The organism is Nocardia sp. NPDC004604, from assembly GCF_040609795.1.
Taxonomy (GTDB): domain Bacteria; phylum Actinomycetota; class Actinomycetes; order Mycobacteriales; family Mycobacteriaceae; genus Nocardia.
Genome location: NZ_JBEXLC010000167.1, coordinates 1 through 19,465, shown reverse-complemented (window position 1 = coordinate 19,465; position 19,465 = coordinate 1). Strand labels below are relative to the sequence as shown.

Sequence of the window (19,465 nt, the reverse complement as noted above, 5' to 3'; positions counted from 1 at the left end):
TCTTTCGTAGTTATTTGGGCTTTTTTTGGTGTTTTACTTTTGTCTTTGAATTGTGTCAACCGGCTTCTCACAACGGCGTGAGAGGTGATCACGATGGAAATCCGGAAGGTAAAAGTATTCGACAAGCGGCGGCTGGCCCGAGTATTGGCTGTGCTATTGCTCGTGGCCGGAGCCGGGGCGGTGACCAGTACGGGCGCGCCGGCACGGGCGGACTGTGCCGACGTCGATGTGGTCGTGGCCAGGGGCACCGGGGAACCCGGGTGGCTCGGCTCCGTTGTCGGCGATCCGCTGTACGGCACACTGCTGCAGGCACTTCCGGTCAGTAGCAGTGCCTACCGGGTGGACTATCCGGCGGATCTGCTCGACCCCACCTCGCTCAGCCGCGGCACCCAGGATATGACCGACCATGTCATCCGGCAGTCGCAGATGTGCCCGGATCAGCAGTTCATCCTGGTCGGCTACTCGCAGGGTGCGGCCGTCGTACACGGCGTGGTCGGCACCGGCATCGTGACCGCATTGCCCGGGATCTACGTGCTCCCCGGCGATCTCGAATGGAAGGTGTCCGCGGTTCTGTTGTTCGGCGACCCCCTGCGCCTGATCGGCTGGGGCGTCCCCGGCAACTACGCCTGGAAGACCGCCGACTACTGCACTGCCGGTGATCCGGTCTGCGGTGGCGGCCTCGACCCGAGCCAGCACGGGAACTACGGCTGGGCATTCTGGCCGGCCGCGGAGTTCGCGGCGGGCCGGGTGTAGGCCGGGAAATCCGCGCGGCGGGGTCGCAGATCGGCCCCGCCGCCGGTGTGTTCGCACGGGATTCATACCGATGGCACCCGGGCGTGGGAAAGTCGGAAGCATGACTGTGCACCATCGCATCGGCATGATCGTCGCGGGACTCGTGAGCATCGCCCTGGTGGCGGGGTGCGGTACCGCATCGGAGGGCAGCGGCCCGGCCACTTCGTCGGTGCCCGGGGTGATCCCCCTGATCTCGACCAACGATCTGCGCGGGGCGCAGTCGAACGAGGTACATCTGTTCGGGCTCAACGATTTACACGGCAACCTCCAGCCGCCTGCCGGTTCCACCGGCAAGATCGCCGGATACGATGCGGGCGGCGCCGCGTATCTGGCCACCCATCTGGCACGGCTGAAGCAGGCCTATCCGGCCAGTGCCGTGGTGGCGGCGGGTGACAATATCGGCGCGAGCCCGCTGGTCTCCGGGCTGTTCCACGACGAGCCGACCATTACCTTTCTGAACTCCATCGGATTGGCCGCCTCCGCGGTGGGCAATCACGAATTCGACAGCGGCGTCATCGAATTGGCGCGGCTGCGCGAGGGTGGTTGCGCGTTCGCGGGCTGCTCGCCAGGTGCGCCGTTCACCGGTGCGAAGTTCCCGTATCTGGCCGCCAATGTCACCGACGCCGATGGCAAACTGCCGCCGACGCTGCGCCCGTGGACGATGCTCGAGGTCGGCGGACGCAAGATCGGTGTCATCGGCACGGTGACCCCGGAGACTGCGAGTATCGTTCTCCCCGAAGGCATTCGGGGCTACATCTTCGGCGATGAGGTCGCGGCCATCAATCGGTACGTGCCCGAGGTGACGGCGGCGGGCGCGCAGACCGTGGTGGCGCTGCTGCACGACGGTGGAGTGCAGAAACCGGCCCAGAATGTCGCGATCGACTACAACGGATGCGCGAATATCTCCCCCGAGGTCACCGCCTTGGCCACCGGCGTGGATCCGGCGGTGCGGGTGCTGCTCACCGGGCATTCGCATCAGCCGTATGTCTGCACCATCGATGGCAAGGTGGTCACCCAGGCCGCCTCCTATGGTCGGCTGATCACCGATATCACCCTGCGCTTCGGCGCCGAGGGCGTGCAGGCCTCGGCGGTGAACCGGGTGGTGACCCGCGATGTCACCCCGGACGCCGCCACCACCGCCCTGATCGACTTCTATGCCGAACAGGCCAAGCCGCGCGCGGATCGGCCGGTCGGCATCGCGGCCGCCTCGCTGCCACACGAACCGGCGCGTTCCGGCGAATCACCGCTGGGTGATGTGATCGCGGACTCGATGCTCTCGGTGACCGCGGCCGCGCCCGCCGCGGCGGTGGCCGCGTTCATGAATCCGGGCGGGGTGCGCACCGACCTGAAGTCCGGTGAGATCACCTACGGCGATATCTATACCGTCCAGCCGTTCGGCAATCAGGTGGTCACCGTCACACTGACCGGCAGTCAGATCCTGCGCCTGCTCGAACAGCAATGGAATATCGCGGGCAAGCCGACCGTCCTCTCACCCGCCGGGCTCACCTACACCTATGTCGAATCCGGCCCGAAGGGCGGCAAGGTGGTGGCCGACAGCGTGCGCATCGGTGGCCAGCCGCTCAATCCGGTCGCCACCTACCGCATCACCACCAACAGTTTCCTGGCCTCCGGCGGCGATGGCTTCACCGTCTTCACCGAGGGCGCCGACAAGACGGTCGGCCCCATCGATCTCGACGCCTTCGAGTCCTATCTGCGGGGCCGTCCGCCGCTCGATTCGCCGCCAGCCCGCACCGAGAAGCGCTGAGCCGGCCGCGGCGGTCTCGAGACGGCGACGGCCATCGCGCACGGGGATACGATCGGAGACGACGACGTTCCTCCGATCACCAGGGGGCACCAGATGGATCCCTTCACTGCCACCCCGAATCTGCGCGCGGCCGACGCCGATCGGGAAGAGGTCGTCGACGCGCTGAAACACAACTTTCAACTAGGTCGTCTCGATGCCGACGAACTGAGCGATCGGATCGGACAAGCCCTGTGCGCCAGGACCTTCGGTGATCTGGCCGTGGCGATGGCGGGCCTGCCGCCGATCCAGCGCGCCCTGCCGCAGCCGGTCTACCGGCCCTACCCGCGTGCGGTCAATCGGGCCAATCCGCTGGCCATCGCATCGCTGGTACTCGGTCTGCTCGGCGTGTGCTGCGGACTCTCGGCGCCGCTCGCGCTCATTCTCGGCATCGTCGGGCTGACCGAGGAGCGGAAGAACCCGGATCCACGTCCGGCGACCGCGATCGCCGGTATAACGATCGCCGTGACCTTTGGCATCGTCTGGTTGATCGTGTGGGCAAACGCGCTGTCCTGATTGGGGATTCGCGCCCGGGAATTATCTGAATACTGTTGTAACACATAATATTCGCGACTCCGTTGGTGACCAGTCACACATCGCAGTCGGCCGTCATTTGCTTGCCGGGAGCTAGCCGGGCCGATTAAAGTTACCGATCAGTAGGAGCGTTCCTGCTCCGGCCCGACAATTGTTGTCCGGCGGCCGAATCATTGATGTCCGCATTCACTGCTGCATGCCGGGCGCGCATGTGTGACAACTCAATTCGAGTGCGACAGCAGGAGGATGTGCGATGACGACTTTCATCGTGACGGGCGGAACCGGGTTTTTGGGCCGACGGGTCGTGCAGGGACTCCTGGAGGCCGATTCCGAGGCCATTGTGCATGTGCTGGTTCGTACCGCGTCGGTGGCGAAATTCAGCGAACTCGCCGCAGGCTGGACCGGCGGCGAACGCGCCTTTCCGATGCTCGGTGATCTGACCGCCGATGGCCTCGGACTGATCGAGGACGCACCGAAGGCCGATCATGTGATCCACCTCGGCGCGGTCTACGACATGACCGCCGATGAGGAGACCGCACATGCGGCCAATGTCGCCGGCACCCGCTCGGTGCTCGAACTGGCCCGCGAACTGGGCGCGGTGCTGCATCACGTCTCGTCGGTGGCCGTGGCCGGTGACCACAGGGGCAAATTCTTCGAGGAGGACTTCGACCTCGGCCAGCGGCTGACCTCGCCGTATCACCGCACCAAATTCGCCGCGGAGAAGATGGTCCGCGAATCCGAGGGCGTGCGCTGGCGGGTTTACCGGCCCGCGATCGTGGTCGGCGATTCCCGCACCGGCGAGATGGACAAGATCGACGGTCCGTACTACTTCTTCCCGGCCATTTCACGCCTCGGCGCACTTCCGGCCGAACTGCCGATGCTGCTGCCCGAACTGGGCGCGACCAATATCGTGCCGGTCGACTATGTGGCGGGCGCGATGGTCGAGCTGGTGCGCCGCACCGGACTCGACGGGCGCACCTTCCATCTGGTCAACCCGGAGCCGCAGCCGTTCGGCGAGATCTACGGCGCACTTGCCGCCGCGGCGGGCGCCCCGACCGGCATCGGCACGGTGCCCGGCAGCGGGCTCGCGCTGAGCGGGCTCTCGCATATCCCGGGTGTCGCAACGGTTCGCGATTTCCTGTTGGAGCAGTTGGGAATTCCCGCCGCTGTCGCGCCGCACACCTCGTTCTCGGCGGAGTTCGTCGCCGACTCCACCCGGTCGCAGTTGCGTGGAACGGGTTTGGCGGTGCCGTCCTTCGACAGCTACGCCGAACGGCTGTGGCGATACTGGTCCGAGAATCTCGACCCGAACCGGGATCGGCCCGGCGACAGCGGTGACCCGCTGGACGGGCGCGTCATTCTGATCACCGGTGCGTCCTCCGGCATCGGCTTGGCCACCGCGCATGCCGTGGCGCAGCGCGGTGCAACCGTCATCATGGTGGCGCGCGGTGTCGATGATCTGGTGGCCGCCGCGGAGTCGGTGCGCGCCGAAGGCGGTGTCGCACACGCCTATCCGTGCGATATCACCGATTCCGACGGTGTCGAGGATTTGGTCGCCGCGGTGCTCGCCGATCACGGTCATGTCGATTATCTGGTGAACAATGCGGGCCGCTCGATCCGTCGCTCGGTGGTGAATTCCACCGACCGCATGCACGATTTCGAGCGGACCATGGCGGTGAATTACTTCGGCGCGGTACGGCTCATCCTGGCGCTGTTGCCATCCATGCGGGCGCGGCGTTTCGGACATATCGTCAATATCTCCTCGATTGCCGTGCAGACGAAGGTGCCGCGATTTGCCGCGTATGTGGCGAGTAAATCGGCGCTGGACAACTTCAGCGAAATCGCCGCCGTCGAAAACCGGGATGCGGGAATCACTTTCACCTCGGTCCGCATGCCGCTGGTGCGCACCCCGATGATCGCGCCCACCGACCTCTACCGTTCACTGCCGGTGCCGGATCCGGACCGCGCCGCCGAAATCGTGGTGCGTGCCATCGAGGATCGCCCGCACCGCATCGACACCCCGGTCGGCACCTTCGCCCAGGCGGTCGAACTGCTGATGCCCTCGGTCAAGCGGACGATCATGCACCAGGGATTCCGGTGGTTCGGCGAATCGCATGCGGCACAGGGCAAGCCGACGGAGGTGCCCACCGCCGCCGAAGAAGCGGAGCAGGAAGCCGAATCGGGCCGCGGCGCTCTGTCCTACCTCGCACCCGTCGTGCTGCCCCTGATGGCGCTGCCGAGTCCGGCCGCCCGGGTCACCCGCGTGATCCCCGGCCTGCATTGGTGATCACGCCATAATGGCCTGGTGGCCAAGGCATATAGCACCGGCACCGTCAAGTTCTACAAGGCAGAGAAGGGGTGGGGGGCGATCTCCTCACCCGACCTGCCAGCGGGATGCGATGCCTGGGTCTCCTTCAGCTGCATCGATGGCGACGGGTTTCGGACGCTGACCGAAGGCGACCGGGTCGAGTTCAGATACGAGCAGGCACAGCAGGACAGCTTCCGGTACCGGGCAACGTGGGTCCGGAAGGTCTGAGTTTCCTTCGCCCCTGGGGGCGTGGGACGTTCGGCCCTGGTGTGGAGGAGGGGTGTTTCGTATTCTGGCGGGGCCGACCCACCGTATTCCCGTGGCGCAGTGGCGGTCCGGTGCCGCAACGGTGACGAATCCCGGGACAGGGGGACCGTCGAACTCGTGGCAGGGGTAGCGGTCGTGAGAGTTCCTAGGATTAGCGTGGGGCAGTTCGATCAGTTGACCGATGAGTTCTTCTCGGCCCTCGAGTTTCTGACGAAGCTGTCGGCCGACGACGGCGGGATTGCCGCCCTGTGCGGCGCCTGTGTCCGGGTGCTGCCGGTGCAGCGTGCGGCCATCCTGATCCAAGAGCGCGATGCCGGACTCCAGCCGTGGTGTGCCAGCGATTCGGTCGCGGCGCGGGTGGCGGCGGTGCAGGCCACCGCGGGGCAGGGTCCGGCCGTGGACGCCGTCGCCACCGGGGTGCCGGTGCTGGTCGACGATCTGGGCGCGACCGCCGAACGGTGGCCGGGCTTCGCCGATGAGTTGAACCGGGTGGCGGCGGCCGGATCGATGGTCGCGGTGCCATTGCAGATGGGTGTGGTGCGTTTCGGTGTGCTCGATCTGTATCGGGCGTATCCGGGGCGGCCGGAACCGGCGGTGATCTCGGCGGGACTGCATATCGCCGATCTCGTCATCGCCCAGCTGATCGCCGGATCGGAGCGATCCGCACCCGCCGCACAGTGGTGGGATCGGCCGCTGACCAGCCGCATCATCCACCAGGCCGCCGGAATCGTGATCGCACAGTTGGGTATCGGTGCGCCGGATGCCTATGCACGGCTGCGTGCGCATGCGTTCGTACACGGGTTGTCGCTGGCCGAGGTCGCGCAATTGGTGGTGGACAACCGGATTCGCTTCGATACCTGAATCAGTCCGTCGCGTCGGGGTGCAGGTCGACGCGACCTTCGACCACCGTGCGCCGCTCCAGTCCGCGGAATCCACAGGGTAGCTGGACATTTCATGACCGGGCCGGAACGCCGAATGCCTGGTGTGCGAGTTCGCATGGCCATACCATGGAAATGTCAGCAAGTGCGGCGCGGGACTTGACGGGGACGATCGGCTTTCGCGTGCGCGGGGTGATTCGGATGGCTGACAATGAGGTGCTGGTTGCGGCGCGGCTCGCCGAACTACTCCCCGCGATCGGTGATACGGCGGAGATGGTGCGACAGCTGATGCACAGTGCCACCGCCGCACTGGATCTGGCGGGCTGCACCGTCATGCTGATGCCCGACGAGACGCTGACCCCCGATGAACAAACCCGCTTCGCGGCCGCCGCGCCGGAAGACTTCGTGGAAATCGAACTCTGCCAGCACAGCAGCGAACGCGGCCCGAGTGTGGACGCGTTCCGGACCGGCGCACCGATCGCGGTCGACGATATCGGTCGGCGCCGGGCGCGCTGGCCGGAGTTCTCCGCCGAGGCGGTCCGGCACGGGGTGGCGTCGCTGGCCGAGATTCCGATGCGGGTCGGCGGAACCACCGTCGGCACGCTCGGTCTGTACGGTCCGACGCCGCGGGTCTGGACCGCTCGCGACCTCGCGGTGGGCGGCCTGCTGGCCAGCATGGCGACCGGGCACATTCTGAACGCGAATGTCCTGCGCCGCCAACAGCGTTTGACCGCCCAGCTACAGCAAGCACTGGATTCGCGGATCGTCATCGAGCAGGCCAAGGGCGTGATCGCCAATGCCAGGCGGACCACCCCGGAGGCCGCCTTCGAGCTGATCCGGACCCATGCCCGCAAGAATCGGGTCGCGGTGCAGGCGGTGGCGAAGGGCATCGTCGAACTCGGACTGCGCATTTGATCCGATCGATGGCGAAACCGCAATGGCGCAGGCGCGCGGCACGGTATCCTGGCTGACGGCGGATTCCCGGCCCCAGCCCCCGGCCGGATCCCATTCTCCGACAGGTCCGTCCATGCCCTCGACGGTCTGCTTCGACGCATCACTCAACCGTCGAATCCATCGCTTGTCGCATCATCTGTTCGTCTGGGGGCAATCGTGATCTTGCTCGTATCGCAACGGTCCGAACGAATTCCAACCACTGTGCGACCCATCGCCCGCCCGGTTCGCGATCCGGTCGATGCCGGATCCGGTGCGGTCGATCCCGAATTGGTGCACCGCATCGGCGGCGGCGATCGGGAGGCGTTCGCGCAGCTGTACCGTCGTACCCACGGTCTGGTCTACCGGCGCGTGCTGTCGATCGTCCGTGATCGCGGGTACGCCGAGGAGACCTGTCACGACGTCTATCTGGAGGTGTGGCGGTGCGCGGTCGGCTTCGACGAGCACCGCGGCTCGGTGCTGACCTGGTTGCGCATGCTGGCCCACCGCCAGGCCGTGGACCGGGTCCGCCGTGAGCGCGCCGCCATCGACCACAACCACTCCTGGGGCAGCCGGGACTATCAGCCGCCCACCGATGTGGTCGCCGAGGAGGCGCTGCGCCGCGACGAAAGGGAGGCGCTGCGCAAAAGTCTGACCAATCTGACCACACTGCAACACGAATCCATCTCCCTCGCTTACTATTCCGGCCTCACCTACCCGCAGGTGGCGGCACGCCTCGGTGTCGGCCTACCCACGGTCAAATCCCGGATCCGCGCGGGGCTCGAACACCTGAAGACCGATCTGGAGGAACCGCAGGACCCGGTCACGCCATAGGTGACTTCCGCAGGCTGCCGGTCCTTCGAGACTCGCGATATCGAACTGCGCCAGCGTCTCGGTCCGGTGTCGCGCTATTGCTGTCCAAGGCAGGCCGTATCCCCGGTGACACAGGCGGTTTGGCCGGAATCATGACCTGGCTCGATGAATTCGATGACCTACTCATCTGTGAAGTCGTCCCGGGTATCAGGTCTTCGGCATGCTGAGCCGAGGTCGAGCGTTCACGCGAATCGGGTCAGGCGTTGTCCAGTGTCGTGGCGACGGTGTCGGCGATGTTCGCGCGAAAGGCCTTGGGGGAGAAGGTCATGGCGTGGGTGCGGATGGCGGCCGGGTCGTAGGCCATTGGATCGAAGCGGCGCATTGCCTCGGCGAGTCCGTGGATGACGTGTTCATCGCTGCCGTGCGCGACGTACTCGCCGGTTGTGCCCGCCCGCACGGTATCCAGGGCGCCGCCCTGATCGACCGCGAGAACCGGTGTGCCGCAAGCCATTGCCTCGACGGGGACGATGCCGAAATCCTCGATGCCCGGCATCAACAGGGCACGGCAGCGGCGGTACATATCGAGCAGCACGTCGAACGGGGTCGCGCCGAGGAAGGTGGTCTCGGCGCCCGCGATTCCGTCGAGTTGGGCGCGGAAGCGGCCGTCGCCGAGGACGACCAGGCGCACGCCGGCGCGCTGGGCGGCGCGAATGGCGAGATCCGGGCGTTTGTAGGGGACCAAGCGGCCCGCGACCAGGAAGAAGTCCTCGCGGGCAATGGCCGGGTCCGGGGTGAAGTCGTCGACCTGGACGGGCGGGTTGATGACCGTCGAGGGGCGTCCCCACCAGTCGCGGATGCGGGCGGCGACCGCGTGCGAGTTGGCGACGATATGGGTGAGCTCAGGTGCGGCACGCAACTCGGCACGACGGGCCAGGCGGCCGAGGGCGGTGAGTGCGAGTTGTCCCGCGCGCCCGCCCGCCTCCTGGGCGCGGAACTCGGGATCCCAAGCCCACCGTGCCGGAGTGTGCACGTACACGATTGTCGGTGCGTCCGTGGCGAATACGGCCTGGGTGGCGAAGGCATGATGGCTGATCAGCACCGCGTCGAACCGCCCGCGCAGCGGGAGTCGGCGCAGCGCACGAGGCACGAAGGGCAGCAGCGGGGCATGCGATCGACGACCGGTCGCGGCGTGGGCGCGGCTGAGCCAGGTGTCGTGCACCGTGGTCAGCGGTGGCCTAATGCCGTCCGGGTCGACAATGGGCGCGAATACCGGTGCGTCGGGCCAGGTTTCGAGGAATTCGCCGACCACGGCCTCGGAACCGCCGAATTCGGTGAACCGTTCGTGCACGATGCCGATCCGTGGCGATCCGGTCCCGTTGTGTGACAGTGTCATTCGGACGCCGAGTCGATGCGGCGCGGCGCTGCCCTGCGTCGGATGGCCGGTGCCACCGGGCGGCCCTCCAGCAATCCGTCCACGCTGCCCTGCTCAATTGCCTTGCGGTACACGCTCGCCGCCTCGCGACAGGCGGCAATGGTCTGCGCGATATCGGATTCGGTATGCGCGGCCGAGGTGACAAAGGACTGACCGAGGACGCCGCGGTTCAGCAGTTCCTGCAGGAACAGGGTGCGGAACTCCTGGGAGGGCTGGCCGTTCGGATCGCGGGTCACGAAGATCAGGCAGGAGGGGCGGCCGAGGACCTCGAGGTAGTCGGCGATGCCGAGATCGGTGGCGAGCGCGTTCACCCCATCCGCGAGCAGACGACCGGCCTGCTCCATCCGCGCGATCGGATCGCCGGTGGTGTACTCGTGCGCGACGGCGCGAAATGCGGCCAGCGAGGCGGACTCCGGGCCGTGCGTGGTGGAGAGCAGGAAGACGCGATCGCGATCGGTGCGCAACCCGCCGAGTTCCATGAACTCGCGCTTGCCCGCCAGTGCCGAGATCGGAAAGCCGTTGCCCATGGCCTTGCCCCAGCACGACAGGTCCGGGGTGACCTCGTAGATGGCCTGCGCCCCGCCGACCGACCAGCGGAATCCGGTGATCATCTCATCGAAGATGAGCAGGGTGCGGTGCCGGTCGCAGAGCTCGCGTACACCCTCCAGAAAGCCGGGTTCGGGTTCGTGCAGTGCGGTGGCCGCCTCCATGACGACGGCGGCGACCGCGCCGGTGTTCAGCACGCCCGCCAGTGCGGGCAGATCGTTGTAGCGGAACTTCATGGTGCCCGCGGTGGCCTCGGCCGGGATGCCACTGGCCATCGGGGTGGTGCCGATGAACCAGTCGTCCACCGAGAAGAACGGTTGGTCGCAGACCGCGACGACGGTGCGCCCGGTGACGGCCCTGGCCAGCCGCACCGCGGCGGTGGTCGCATCGGAGCCGTTCTTGGCGAATTTGACCATATCGGCGCCGGGCACCAGCGACAGGAAATCCTGTGCGGCGAGCAGTTCCAGTTCGGTCGGCCGACTGAAGCTGACGCCGTCGGCCATGGCCCTGGTCACCGCCTCCAAGACCGGGCGGTACCCGTGGCCGAGGGTGACCGAGCGCAGCCCCATGCCGTACTCGATATAGCAATTGCCATCGGCGTCCCAGACCCGGCAACCCTCCCCGCGCACCAGGATCGGGGCCATGAACTCCGGATATTGGTCGGGGCCACGGGCGTAGGTGTGCGCGCCACCGGGTACCAGATCGTGCAGCCGCGCTTGCAGTTCATTACTGCGGGCGAAACGGTTGCGGCGGGCCGCCGGGCCGTCGCGATCAATGTGGTCCATCATGAGTTCCTGGGCAGTGATGAGGCATGCACACACAGCGCCCCCGGCACGAATCTGCTTGCGCGCGATGGGTTCTCCGGTTCACTGTACGTCGGGTGGGCCGTCGTGTCCGCGCAACTCCGTCACGCCCGGTCGATAGGGGCAGTAACCGCCCACAGGTCGTGATCGGCCCTACGTCCGGTGGCACCGACGAAGCAGCGCATCCGCCCCTCGCGCACCATGCCGACGCGCGCGGCGATATCGGCGGAATCGTTATCGCCGGGTTCGATGGCGGTCGCCACCCGACACAGGCCGAGCGTGCTGAACGCGTGGACGAGCAGCAGTCGGGTGGCCGTGATCCGGACGCGCTCACCGCCGATGGCGGGATCGGTCCACACGAACATCCGCGCATTGCGATCGAACATGTCCAGATCGAATAATCGGCATTCACCCGCGTAGTGGCCGTCCACCTCGATGGCCAGCGTCAGCCCGTGCGCCGAGCGCAAGCCCGGACGGGCGCGCCGGAATTCGCGCAACCAGGGCAATCGGCCGTGCTTGCGCTGCCACGTCGCGGCGGGTGCGTTCGGATTCGGATCCAGCGCGTCGCGCGTCCGGACGCGGGCCGCGCGCCACCGCGACCAGTCCAGCAGCCGCCGACTGCGCAGCACCACCGCCGGATCGTCCGGATCGGTGAGCCGGACGGTGGGCGGCGAGCGCAGCGGATCGATCAGATGCAGTGCCCGGCCCGCGTAGTACCTGGCCGTGGCGACCAGTACCGTGGCCCGACTCAGCGCGGTATCGGTTCTGGTGTCGGCTTCGGCGGGCCGGGCGGTATCCGGATGCTGGGTCGAGTGGTTGTCGATCCAGGCCCGCGCGAAACCGTCCGGCGGAATCGCCGCCTTGGTGATCGCCCACAGTTCGTGGTCACGCCGGGCCCCGCCGACGTCGAAATACCTTGTCATCATTGCTTCGCGCTGGAAGCCGATCAGGGCGGCGCCCCGGGCGGTGGCGATATTGGCCGGTGAGATCGGGGCGGTGATCCGCTGCAGTCCGGCCGGTCCGAATCCGAAGTCCAGCACCAGCGAGGAGGCCAGGCCGCCGATACCGTGGCGCGCCACCTCCGCGTCCACCCAGAGTCCCATTTCGGCGGAACCGGTTTCGGCCTCGATGGAGACGAGTTCGATCTGGCCAGCGAATCGCCCATCAACCTCGATAACCAATGACAGCATGCGGCCCGCCCGCGCCTCGGCGCGCACGCCGAGACATTCCCGGACCCACAGTTTCCCGGTGTGCCGCGCCGTCCAGTCCAGCGGCGAACTGGACCAGAACGGTTCGATACTGCGCTGATCGCGCAACCGGATCCGCCGCCATTGCCCGTAATCGTCGACCCGCGGCGGGCGCAACAGGACCGTCGTGGTGTGCAGCGTCATCGGCCCGAGCTGGATACCGGATAGCTTACCGCTCGACATGTTCACTCCCGGGGCCGCTGGCGACCGAGCGAGGTCGTTTTGACCGCGCCGTCCGTGCCGACCGACACGCGCCAATAGCCGCCGGCCGCGTCCTTCAGCACGATTCCGCTCTCTGGACGATCGGAAAGCCATGCGCCGCTGGACAATATGGCCGATCGCACGGTGCCGTCGGCGGCCTGGGCCTGGAAGATGTCGGCATCGCCGTGTCCGGCACGTCCGACCATGGTGCCGCTGTACTGCGGCGCGTGCATGCCCTCGCGGCCCATCACGTGCCACTTTTCCGGGAACATGCCGGGCGCGAGATCGTCTGCGGCACTGGAGATCAGATTGATCGCGGTGCCCTCCGGACAGCCCTTCGCATCGATGCGCAGTTCGATCGGCGGCTGTTCGGAATCCTTGTCGAACTGCACATTGGCCAGATACGGCTGACGACAGTAGATGAGGTCGAGGCCGACGGTGCGAGCGGCGACCTTGCAGTTGATCATCCCGAACTGGGCGGGTCCACCACGATCGCGCTGACCAACCGACAGTGCGGTATCGGCGCCCTCGAACCAGACATTGGTCAGCCACCAGTCATTGGCCGCGCCGTCGATGGTGATGTGCCGGTCGGTGGTGCGCGGATTCTCGTCGGAGACGAATTCGACATTGGTCAGCGACAGTCCGGCATTGTGGTCGTTGCCGGTGCCGAGCACCCCGATGTAGTTGCTGGTGAGTTTGGACGAGGTGACGTAGTTCTGGATGCAGGAGGTGATAATGCCGTAGCCGAAGTTGTTGATATCGCAGTTGACGAAGGCCGTTCCGCCGGTGTTGTTATCGAGTACGACGCCGCGCTGCTGCAGAAAGCGCGGATGGTTCTCGCTGAGGTGGTTGCCGCGGATCACCACCCCGTCGAAGGAGCAGCGGAACGACTCCGATAGCTGTACGGCCGTCGCGCGGGGGCCGGTCAGGAAGAAGCCGATGCGGGAGAACCGCACGCGGTTGCGCTTGCGCAGGGTGATGAGCGTGACGTCGGCATCGCAGGTGACCAGCGTGACATCGCCGCCGTCGCCGAGAACCGTTGCGTAGTCGGGCAAGTCGGGCCAGGAACTCACCCGGTACCGGCCCGCGGGCAGATACAGCACGAGCGGCGCGTCCCCGACGGCGGCCGCCGAGCGGATCGCCGCGGTGTCATCGGCGACGCCGTCCCCGACGGCACCGAAGTCACGGACATTGCGCGCCGCGGGGGCGTCGGTGACATGCGGTGACCGGAATTCGATGCCGGGGGAGTCGTCGGAGGTACAGGCCGCCGCCAGTGGTAGCGCGGCCGCGGCACCGAGCGATGCGGCCAGCAGTCGTCGTCGACCCACGGCCTCGTAACGCCCACTCGCCGCCCGACCGTCACCCTCCATCGAACCGATTGACAATGCCGAACGTCCACCCGTCTCGCGGCCGCCACCGTCCGTCGGATCGCTCGGCGGTGCCGAACGTCGACCCGTCTGCCGGCCGCCCCCGCCCACCGAATCGCTTCGCAATGCAGAACGCCCACCCGTCTCCCGACCGCCGCCCCCCACCGAATCGCTTCGCGATGCTGAACGCCCACCCGTCTCCCGACCGCCGCCCCCCACCGAATCGCTTCGCGATGCAGAACTCATATGCGCAGCCTCCCCACCAGCCGCTGTAATCCCGTACCCGGTTTGCTGTACGCGACCGCTCCGGTGAGCGGGTTGTCACCGAATGTGGCCAGCGCGCCACGTATTTGCGGTGCAGTGCTCGTACCAAGTTCGACCACCGCAACGGTGTGCTCGCACAGCGGGGCCAGTGCGATCGCGTCGGCGGCATGTGCGACCGGTGCGGCCTGGATCACCACATGGTCGTAATCGGTTCGCAACTTGGCGACCACGGCCGCGAAGCGGTCGGAGGCCAGTAGATCCACCGTGTGCAGATCGACCTCGCCCAGCGGCAGCACCGTAATTGCGGCCTCTGGCCAGCCGGTCAGCGCGTCGGTGACCGGTATCGACCCGCGCAGCACGCCGGCCAGTCCGGGCACCGCCCCGGCGACGACCTGTTGCGATCCGCCGTGACCGGAGGTGTCGGCGTCGATGTAGACGACGTGGTGGCCGGTATCGGCGAACGATTTCGCCAGTGCCATCGCGATCTCCGGTTCCGATCGCGCCGACAGACTGGACAGCAGTACCGTGGTTGCCTCGCCATTGCGCTGCAAACGCGTTCGCAGCCTTCGAGTTTCGTTGACGGCACCGGGACGGCCGATATCGATGATGCCGAGTATCGGCACCGGCGCACCGGAACGCGACAAACCCGGAATCGGGGTGGCCAGTACCGCTTCCAGATCATTGGACGTGCGCAACTTGCGGTCGGTGCGATCGCGGACGAAGGCGGCGAGCCCGCCGAGTGCGAGTCCGGCCAGCAGGCCGAGTGCGAGCAGCCGGGTCGACTGCGGGCCGCTGGGACCCGATGGCAGCTCGGCGCGGTCGACGACCTCGGCCCTGGCCGCGGGTGCGGCGTCCTTCTCGATGGATTCGAGTTCGGCGATCAACTGACGAAGTTGCGCGACAACGGTATTCGCGATATCGCGAGCGCGTTCGGCGGTGCTGTCCTTGACCGAGAAGACGATCAGTGTGGTGGCGGGCGGCGAGGCCGCGGTGATCTTGCCGCGCAGTTCGTCCACCGACATCCTCAGGCTGAGGTCATCGATGGTGCGCTTGGCCACATTGGCACTGGTGGCCAGATCGAGATAGGAACGCACGCGCTGCTGGGCGGCAAGTCCACCCTGATACGAATCGTTCACCGAGGTTCCGGTCGCCATCGAGACGTACACACTGCTCGTGGCCACATAGTTTTTCGGCTGGTTGCGTGTATAGCCGACCGCCGCGACCAGGCACAGCACCATGACAGCGAGGATCAGCAGCCAGCGGCGGCGCGCGATATGCCAGTAATCGATCAATCCCATGATTCGGATCCTCTTTTCCCGATGACGACCAATGGCTGTTGCGGCGGCTGCGCCGGAGCCTTCGGCGCACGAGGTTTCGCGCGGCGCCGGTACTCCTCGACCACCAGGTAGATCAGCGTCGCCAGCACGGCTGCCTGCAAGAACTTGCCGAGCGCCTCCATGCTGCCCAGAATTCCGCGCTCGAACAGCGAGGAGGCTCCGGTCAGCGCAAGTGCCAGCACCACCACCGGGAAGTAGCGGGAATACAGGGCTTTGGCCCAGGCGAGCAGCAGCAGGAAAGTGAATCCGACACTGACGACGATGCCGGTGTAGCCGCCGACGACGAAGCCCTCGTTGATATTTCCCTCGGCCAGCGACACCTGCACCTGGGTCATATCCACCGACGCGCCCCGAATGTCATTGGCCCATGCGGTGCCGGATTGGAATTTGGGAGCGCCCAGCAACTGCGTGGGGATCAGACTCAGCGCCGCGTGTCGGAACTCCTCGGCGGGTGTGAGCCAGTATCCGGTGCCGTGGTAGTAGGCATCGGTCGCGGCCTCTAGCAGATCGAAGCGCCGCAGAATGCTCAGGAACGGTCGCACCGTCGGCGGATAGGCCGAGCTGATCATGACCGCCTCGGCCTTCCCGGATTCGGTGGTCTTGAACGACTGCAACCAGCCGAAGCCGCCGATACCGAGCACCGCAATCGCCAGCACACCGACGACCTTGGCCTTGGTCCAGCCCAGAATCGCGAAGCGGACCGCCACCGCGAGCGCGGCACCGAGGATCGGGGTCTTCGATTCGACGACCACCGTCCATATCAACTCACCGGCCAGCAGCGCGCCGATCAGCAGTGCGGTGGTCCGCGGCCGGGTCGGCCGGATGAAGATGATCAGCCCGAGCGCAGCGACGGTCGCGAGGATGCCGACGAAGTTGAGTATCGGATTGGCGCTGTCGACATCACCGGCGTGACCGATGGATCCGGTGGCATAGGACGCGCCGCGCCCGAGCAGGCCGATGACATAGATGGTAGCGAGCGCGGGCACGAAGTCCGGGTTCACACTCATTGCGGGCGCCGCCGGGATCGGATGGTGCCGCGACCAGATCGCATATCCCACAATCAGTATCGCGTATACCCACAGCCCGAAGACAACATGGTGCAGGACGAGGGCGATGCCGCGGTCGTAGCCGAGTTCGGCGAGTCGCGGATCGGGCACATTGTCGCCGTAGTGCGGTTCGGGTTGCACCGCCAGCAGCACGAGGGGGCGCGCGAGGTAGGACAGCGACCAGAACGCGGCCTGCGCGATGATGAAAACCCGTGCGACACTGGGCACCCACGCCGCGGCCACCGCCACGGTGACCAGCGCGCATGCGATGGCGACGATTTCGATGTAGGCGGTCATGACCGCGCCGCCCCCAACGCGTCCATGATCTCGCGCGCACGATCGACATAGCGGTGCCCGCCGTCGGCGATCCGCCGGTATCCCGCCTCGGCCATCGCATCCGCCTGCTCCGGATGCCGCGCGCACCAGTCCAGGATCTCGCGCAATTCCGCCTGTTCGGTGAACAGAAAGCATTCGACGGTATCGCGCAGCAGCTCCGCGTGCTCATCGGTGCGCTCGCCGACGAAAAGTCCACCCGCGGCGGGCACTTCGAAGGTGCGGCAGGTATGGGTGTCGCGATTATCGGAATTGAGCAGCACCAGATTCGCGGTGATATCGGCGACCACCGCCGAATATCGCGAACCGTACACCGGACCGCCCACCGCCGCCCGGGTGGTGCGCAGTTCCGGAACCCGCCGCCAGCCCGGACCACGCACCAGCGCTCGGTCACCGTAATCGCGGGCCAGTGCGACCATTTCGGCGCGGCGATCGGCGCGGCAGACGCCGATGAAGCCGACCAGGTATCGCGGCGTCCGCCCGCGCGCCGCCGGGTAATGCCACGCCGGATCGTAGGCACTGCGGACGAAACCGACCGCCTTTGCGCCGCGTTCCAGCAGTTCGGGCACATTGTGCCGCTTGGTGGTGACGATCAGATCCCAATCCGGTTCGTGCGCAAGGTATTCCGGGCTGATGTTGTCCAAATTGGCGACATCGTCCGGGCTGTAGTGCACATGCAGCCGTGCCGGAATGTCCAAGAGTCTGCGCTGGTCCAGATGGACGGCCTTGAAGGCAAAGACCATATCCGGACGGAATTGCGCTGCGGCACACACGAGTTCGCCGTGCAGCTCGGTGACCGTCCAGGGGGCGCGCCGCCGCGCGAACTTGGCGTAGACCCATGGTGGCGAAAGCCGAGTCGGCAGGGTGACCGGGGTGGAGTCGATCATGACCACCTCGTGCCCCGCCTGCCGGAAGCCATCGGCGAGCGAGCGCGCATTGCTGCCGACCCAGTCGTCCCCGATGAACAGGATTTTCAAGAGGTCCCCTCCTCGCGCATCAGTACCACCGCCGGTTCCACGGACACCGATGCCATGCGTTCGCGCACGATGAGGGTGCGAACCCGCACGAGATACCAGATCGCCGTGCTGAATTCGACGAGCACACTCCCGTAGACCAGCGTCCACACCGAATGCGTGCGAAACGCGATGAACAGTGCGATTCCCGCCACGCAGGTGCCGAGGGCCGCGCCGATCAGCACGCCGGTGGTGTCCTGGCGCACCGGTAGCAGCGCCGTGGTGACGAACGAGGTGATCGTGGTCGCGGGCAGCATGAAGATCTCGACCCGCAACAACCCGACGGCCCCGGTGAATTCGTCGCCGAAGACCAGTCGGATCAGCAGCGGTGCGGCCAGCCACACCGCCACGGCCGCGACCGTCGCGACACAGACGCACGCGGCCAACGCCATGAGCGCATGCCGCCAGAACCGATGATCGGTACTGCGCCGCGCCATTCGGGGCAGCAGCGCGAAACCGATGGGGTCCAAGGTGGATTGGATGGCGCGCACGAGCCGATCGCCCGCCGAGTAGAGGCCGAGCGAAACCGTGTCCAGCACGGCGGAGTACACCGCCGCCGCGCCCTGACCATAGGTGGTCACCAGCACTCGCGAGGCGAGAACCGGTGCACCCGTGCGCAATACACTCTTGTAATGGCGCGGCCGGGCGGGTAGCCCGAAGGTGCGCAATGAATCCCACCAGGTCAGCGCCACGGTCGGCACCGAAGAGATCAGCAGGCACAGCAGCGCGAGCTGAGCGCTCGGCATGCGGGGGAGCAGCCCGACGAGCAAGATCAGATAACCGACCCGTCCGACCGCTTGATAAGCGGTGCTGGCCCCGAACCGGCCCTGCCCGATCAGCAGCCAATCCTCCGAGACGGACCAGAATCCGCCCGCGAACAGACCCAGCAGAATCATGTCCACCTGCACCGGCGCGCTCGCGGCCAGACTCAGCAGCAACGCGATCCCGATGACGCCGAGGGTGGTCGTGCGGATGGCCAGATAGTCGCCGCGCAGCTGATTGATGCCGCGCAGCCGCGCGCTGTCGCCATCGCGTTCCCGCGAATCGTGTACGCGCGCGGCCAGAAACGAGGTGATGCCGAGATCCACCAGCAGCGAGCCGATGAAATACGAGGACATGCCGATCGCCAGCAGGCCGAGTCCGTGGGCGCCGAGCACTCGCGCGATCAGCGGAACGGTGACGATGGTGATGACGTACTGCCCGTACTTGCCGAAGGTGACGTAGCCGATATCGCGCAGTACCGCGGCGAAGCCGTGCGATCGGTGCAGGCCGCCGCCGGGCGCGCCGTGGTCTGTCCTGCGGTGGGCGCCGCCGGTGGCGGTCGGTGTCGGCGGAGTGGTGGGCGACGGCTGGCCCGCGACGTGTTCGTGTTCAGACATGCGGAGTCCGTTCCTGCGGATTCTGCTGGCCCTCTGCGACGGGTCCGGAGGAGGTAGCGGAGCGTAACCACGTAGGGCCCCGCGAGCGCCGCCGATTCGATACAGCGGCGGGAGCGACGGGTCCGGAGGAGGTAGCGGAGCGTAACCACGTAGGGCCCCGCGAGCGCCGCCGAT

At 66.8% G+C, this 19,465-nt stretch carries 16 protein-coding genes; 8 read left to right on the top strand and 8 right to left on the bottom strand.

What is annotated here, in order from left to right:
* The first annotated feature begins 93 nt into the window (after positions 1-93).
* The 8 genes from ABZW16_RS37275 to ABZW16_RS37240 all read left to right on the top strand — a co-directional run bounded on the left by ABZW16_RS37275 (position 94) and on the right by ABZW16_RS37240 (position 8,344).
* Positions 94-753, top strand: a complete 660-nt coding sequence (locus ABZW16_RS37275) for a cutinase family protein (protein ID WP_354960841.1) — start codon at positions 94-96, stop codon at positions 751-753.
* 100 nt (positions 754-853) lie between these two features.
* The gene (locus tag ABZW16_RS37270) at positions 854-2,557 is read left to right on the top strand and encodes a 5'-nucleotidase C-terminal domain-containing protein (protein WP_354960840.1); all 1,704 of its coding nucleotides are present in this window, start codon (positions 854-856) and stop codon (positions 2,555-2,557) included.
* Positions 2,558-2,650: 93 nt separating this feature from the next.
* A complete protein-coding gene (locus ABZW16_RS37265; protein WP_354960839.1) occupies positions 2,651-3,109 on the top strand; it encodes a DUF1707 and DUF4190 domain-containing protein in 459 nt (152 codons plus the stop codon).
* Between the two features lie 271 nt (positions 3,110-3,380).
* The gene (locus tag ABZW16_RS37260) at positions 3,381-5,414 is read left to right on the top strand and encodes an SDR family oxidoreductase (protein WP_354960838.1); all 2,034 of its coding nucleotides are present in this window, start codon (positions 3,381-3,383) and stop codon (positions 5,412-5,414) included.
* Between the two features lie 18 nt (positions 5,415-5,432).
* Positions 5,433-5,663, top strand: coding sequence for a cold shock domain-containing protein (locus ABZW16_RS37255; RefSeq protein ID WP_354960837.1), 231 nt, complete (start codon positions 5,433-5,435; stop codon positions 5,661-5,663).
* A gap of 195 nt (positions 5,664-5,858) precedes the next feature.
* Complete coding sequence (locus ABZW16_RS37250; RefSeq protein WP_354960836.1) at positions 5,859-6,563, top strand: GAF and ANTAR domain-containing protein; 705 nt, start codon at positions 5,859-5,861, stop codon at positions 6,561-6,563.
* A gap of 218 nt (positions 6,564-6,781) precedes the next feature.
* Complete coding sequence (locus ABZW16_RS37245) at positions 6,782-7,495, top strand: GAF and ANTAR domain-containing protein (protein WP_354960835.1); 714 nt, start codon at positions 6,782-6,784, stop codon at positions 7,493-7,495.
* A 240-nt stretch (positions 7,496-7,735) separates the two neighbouring features.
* The gene (locus ABZW16_RS37240; RefSeq protein WP_354960834.1) at positions 7,736-8,344 is read left to right on the top strand and encodes a sigma-70 family RNA polymerase sigma factor; all 609 of its coding nucleotides are present in this window, start codon (positions 7,736-7,738) and stop codon (positions 8,342-8,344) included.
* 235 nt (positions 8,345-8,579) lie between these two features.
* On the opposite strand, the gene ABZW16_RS37235 is transcribed toward ABZW16_RS37240, so the two are convergent.
* From ABZW16_RS37235 to ABZW16_RS37200, 8 genes are all read right to left on the bottom strand, one after another.
* Positions 8,580-9,716: a glycosyltransferase gene (locus tag ABZW16_RS37235; RefSeq protein ID WP_354960833.1), complete on the bottom strand. Its 1,137-nt coding sequence runs from the start codon at positions 9,714-9,716 to the stop codon at positions 8,580-8,582.
* Positions 9,713-11,086, bottom strand: coding sequence for a glutamate-1-semialdehyde 2,1-aminomutase (locus ABZW16_RS37230; RefSeq protein WP_354960832.1), 1,374 nt, complete (start codon positions 11,084-11,086; stop codon positions 9,713-9,715). Before ABZW16_RS37230 ends, ABZW16_RS37235 begins: the two co-directional genes overlap by 4 nt.
* A 122-nt stretch (positions 11,087-11,208) precedes the next feature.
* On the bottom strand, positions 11,209-12,534 hold the full coding sequence (locus ABZW16_RS37225) for a GNAT family protein (protein ID WP_354960831.1): 1,326 nt from the start codon (positions 12,532-12,534) through the stop codon (positions 11,209-11,211).
* A 2-nt stretch (positions 12,535-12,536) separates the two neighbouring features.
* Positions 12,537-13,922, bottom strand: coding sequence for a glycosyl hydrolase family 28-related protein (locus ABZW16_RS37220; protein ID WP_354960830.1), 1,386 nt, complete (start codon positions 13,920-13,922; stop codon positions 12,537-12,539).
* A 239-nt stretch (positions 13,923-14,161) separates the two neighbouring features.
* On the bottom strand, positions 14,162-15,481 hold the full coding sequence (locus ABZW16_RS37215; RefSeq protein WP_354960829.1) for a Wzz/FepE/Etk N-terminal domain-containing protein: 1,320 nt from the start codon (positions 15,479-15,481) through the stop codon (positions 14,162-14,164).
* Positions 15,472-16,863: a hypothetical protein gene (locus ABZW16_RS37210; RefSeq protein WP_354960828.1), complete on the bottom strand. Its 1,392-nt coding sequence runs from the start codon at positions 16,861-16,863 to the stop codon at positions 15,472-15,474. Before ABZW16_RS37210 ends, ABZW16_RS37215 begins: the two co-directional genes overlap by 10 nt.
* Positions 16,860-17,876: a glycosyltransferase gene (locus tag ABZW16_RS37205; RefSeq protein ID WP_354960827.1), complete on the bottom strand. Its 1,017-nt coding sequence runs from the start codon at positions 17,874-17,876 to the stop codon at positions 16,860-16,862. The genes ABZW16_RS37210 and ABZW16_RS37205 overlap by 4 nt, the downstream gene beginning before the upstream one ends.
* Complete coding sequence (locus ABZW16_RS37200) at positions 17,873-19,291, bottom strand: lipopolysaccharide biosynthesis protein (protein WP_354960826.1); 1,419 nt, start codon at positions 19,289-19,291, stop codon at positions 17,873-17,875. The genes ABZW16_RS37205 and ABZW16_RS37200 overlap by 4 nt, the downstream gene beginning before the upstream one ends.
* Positions 19,292-19,465: the final 174 nt, after the last annotated feature.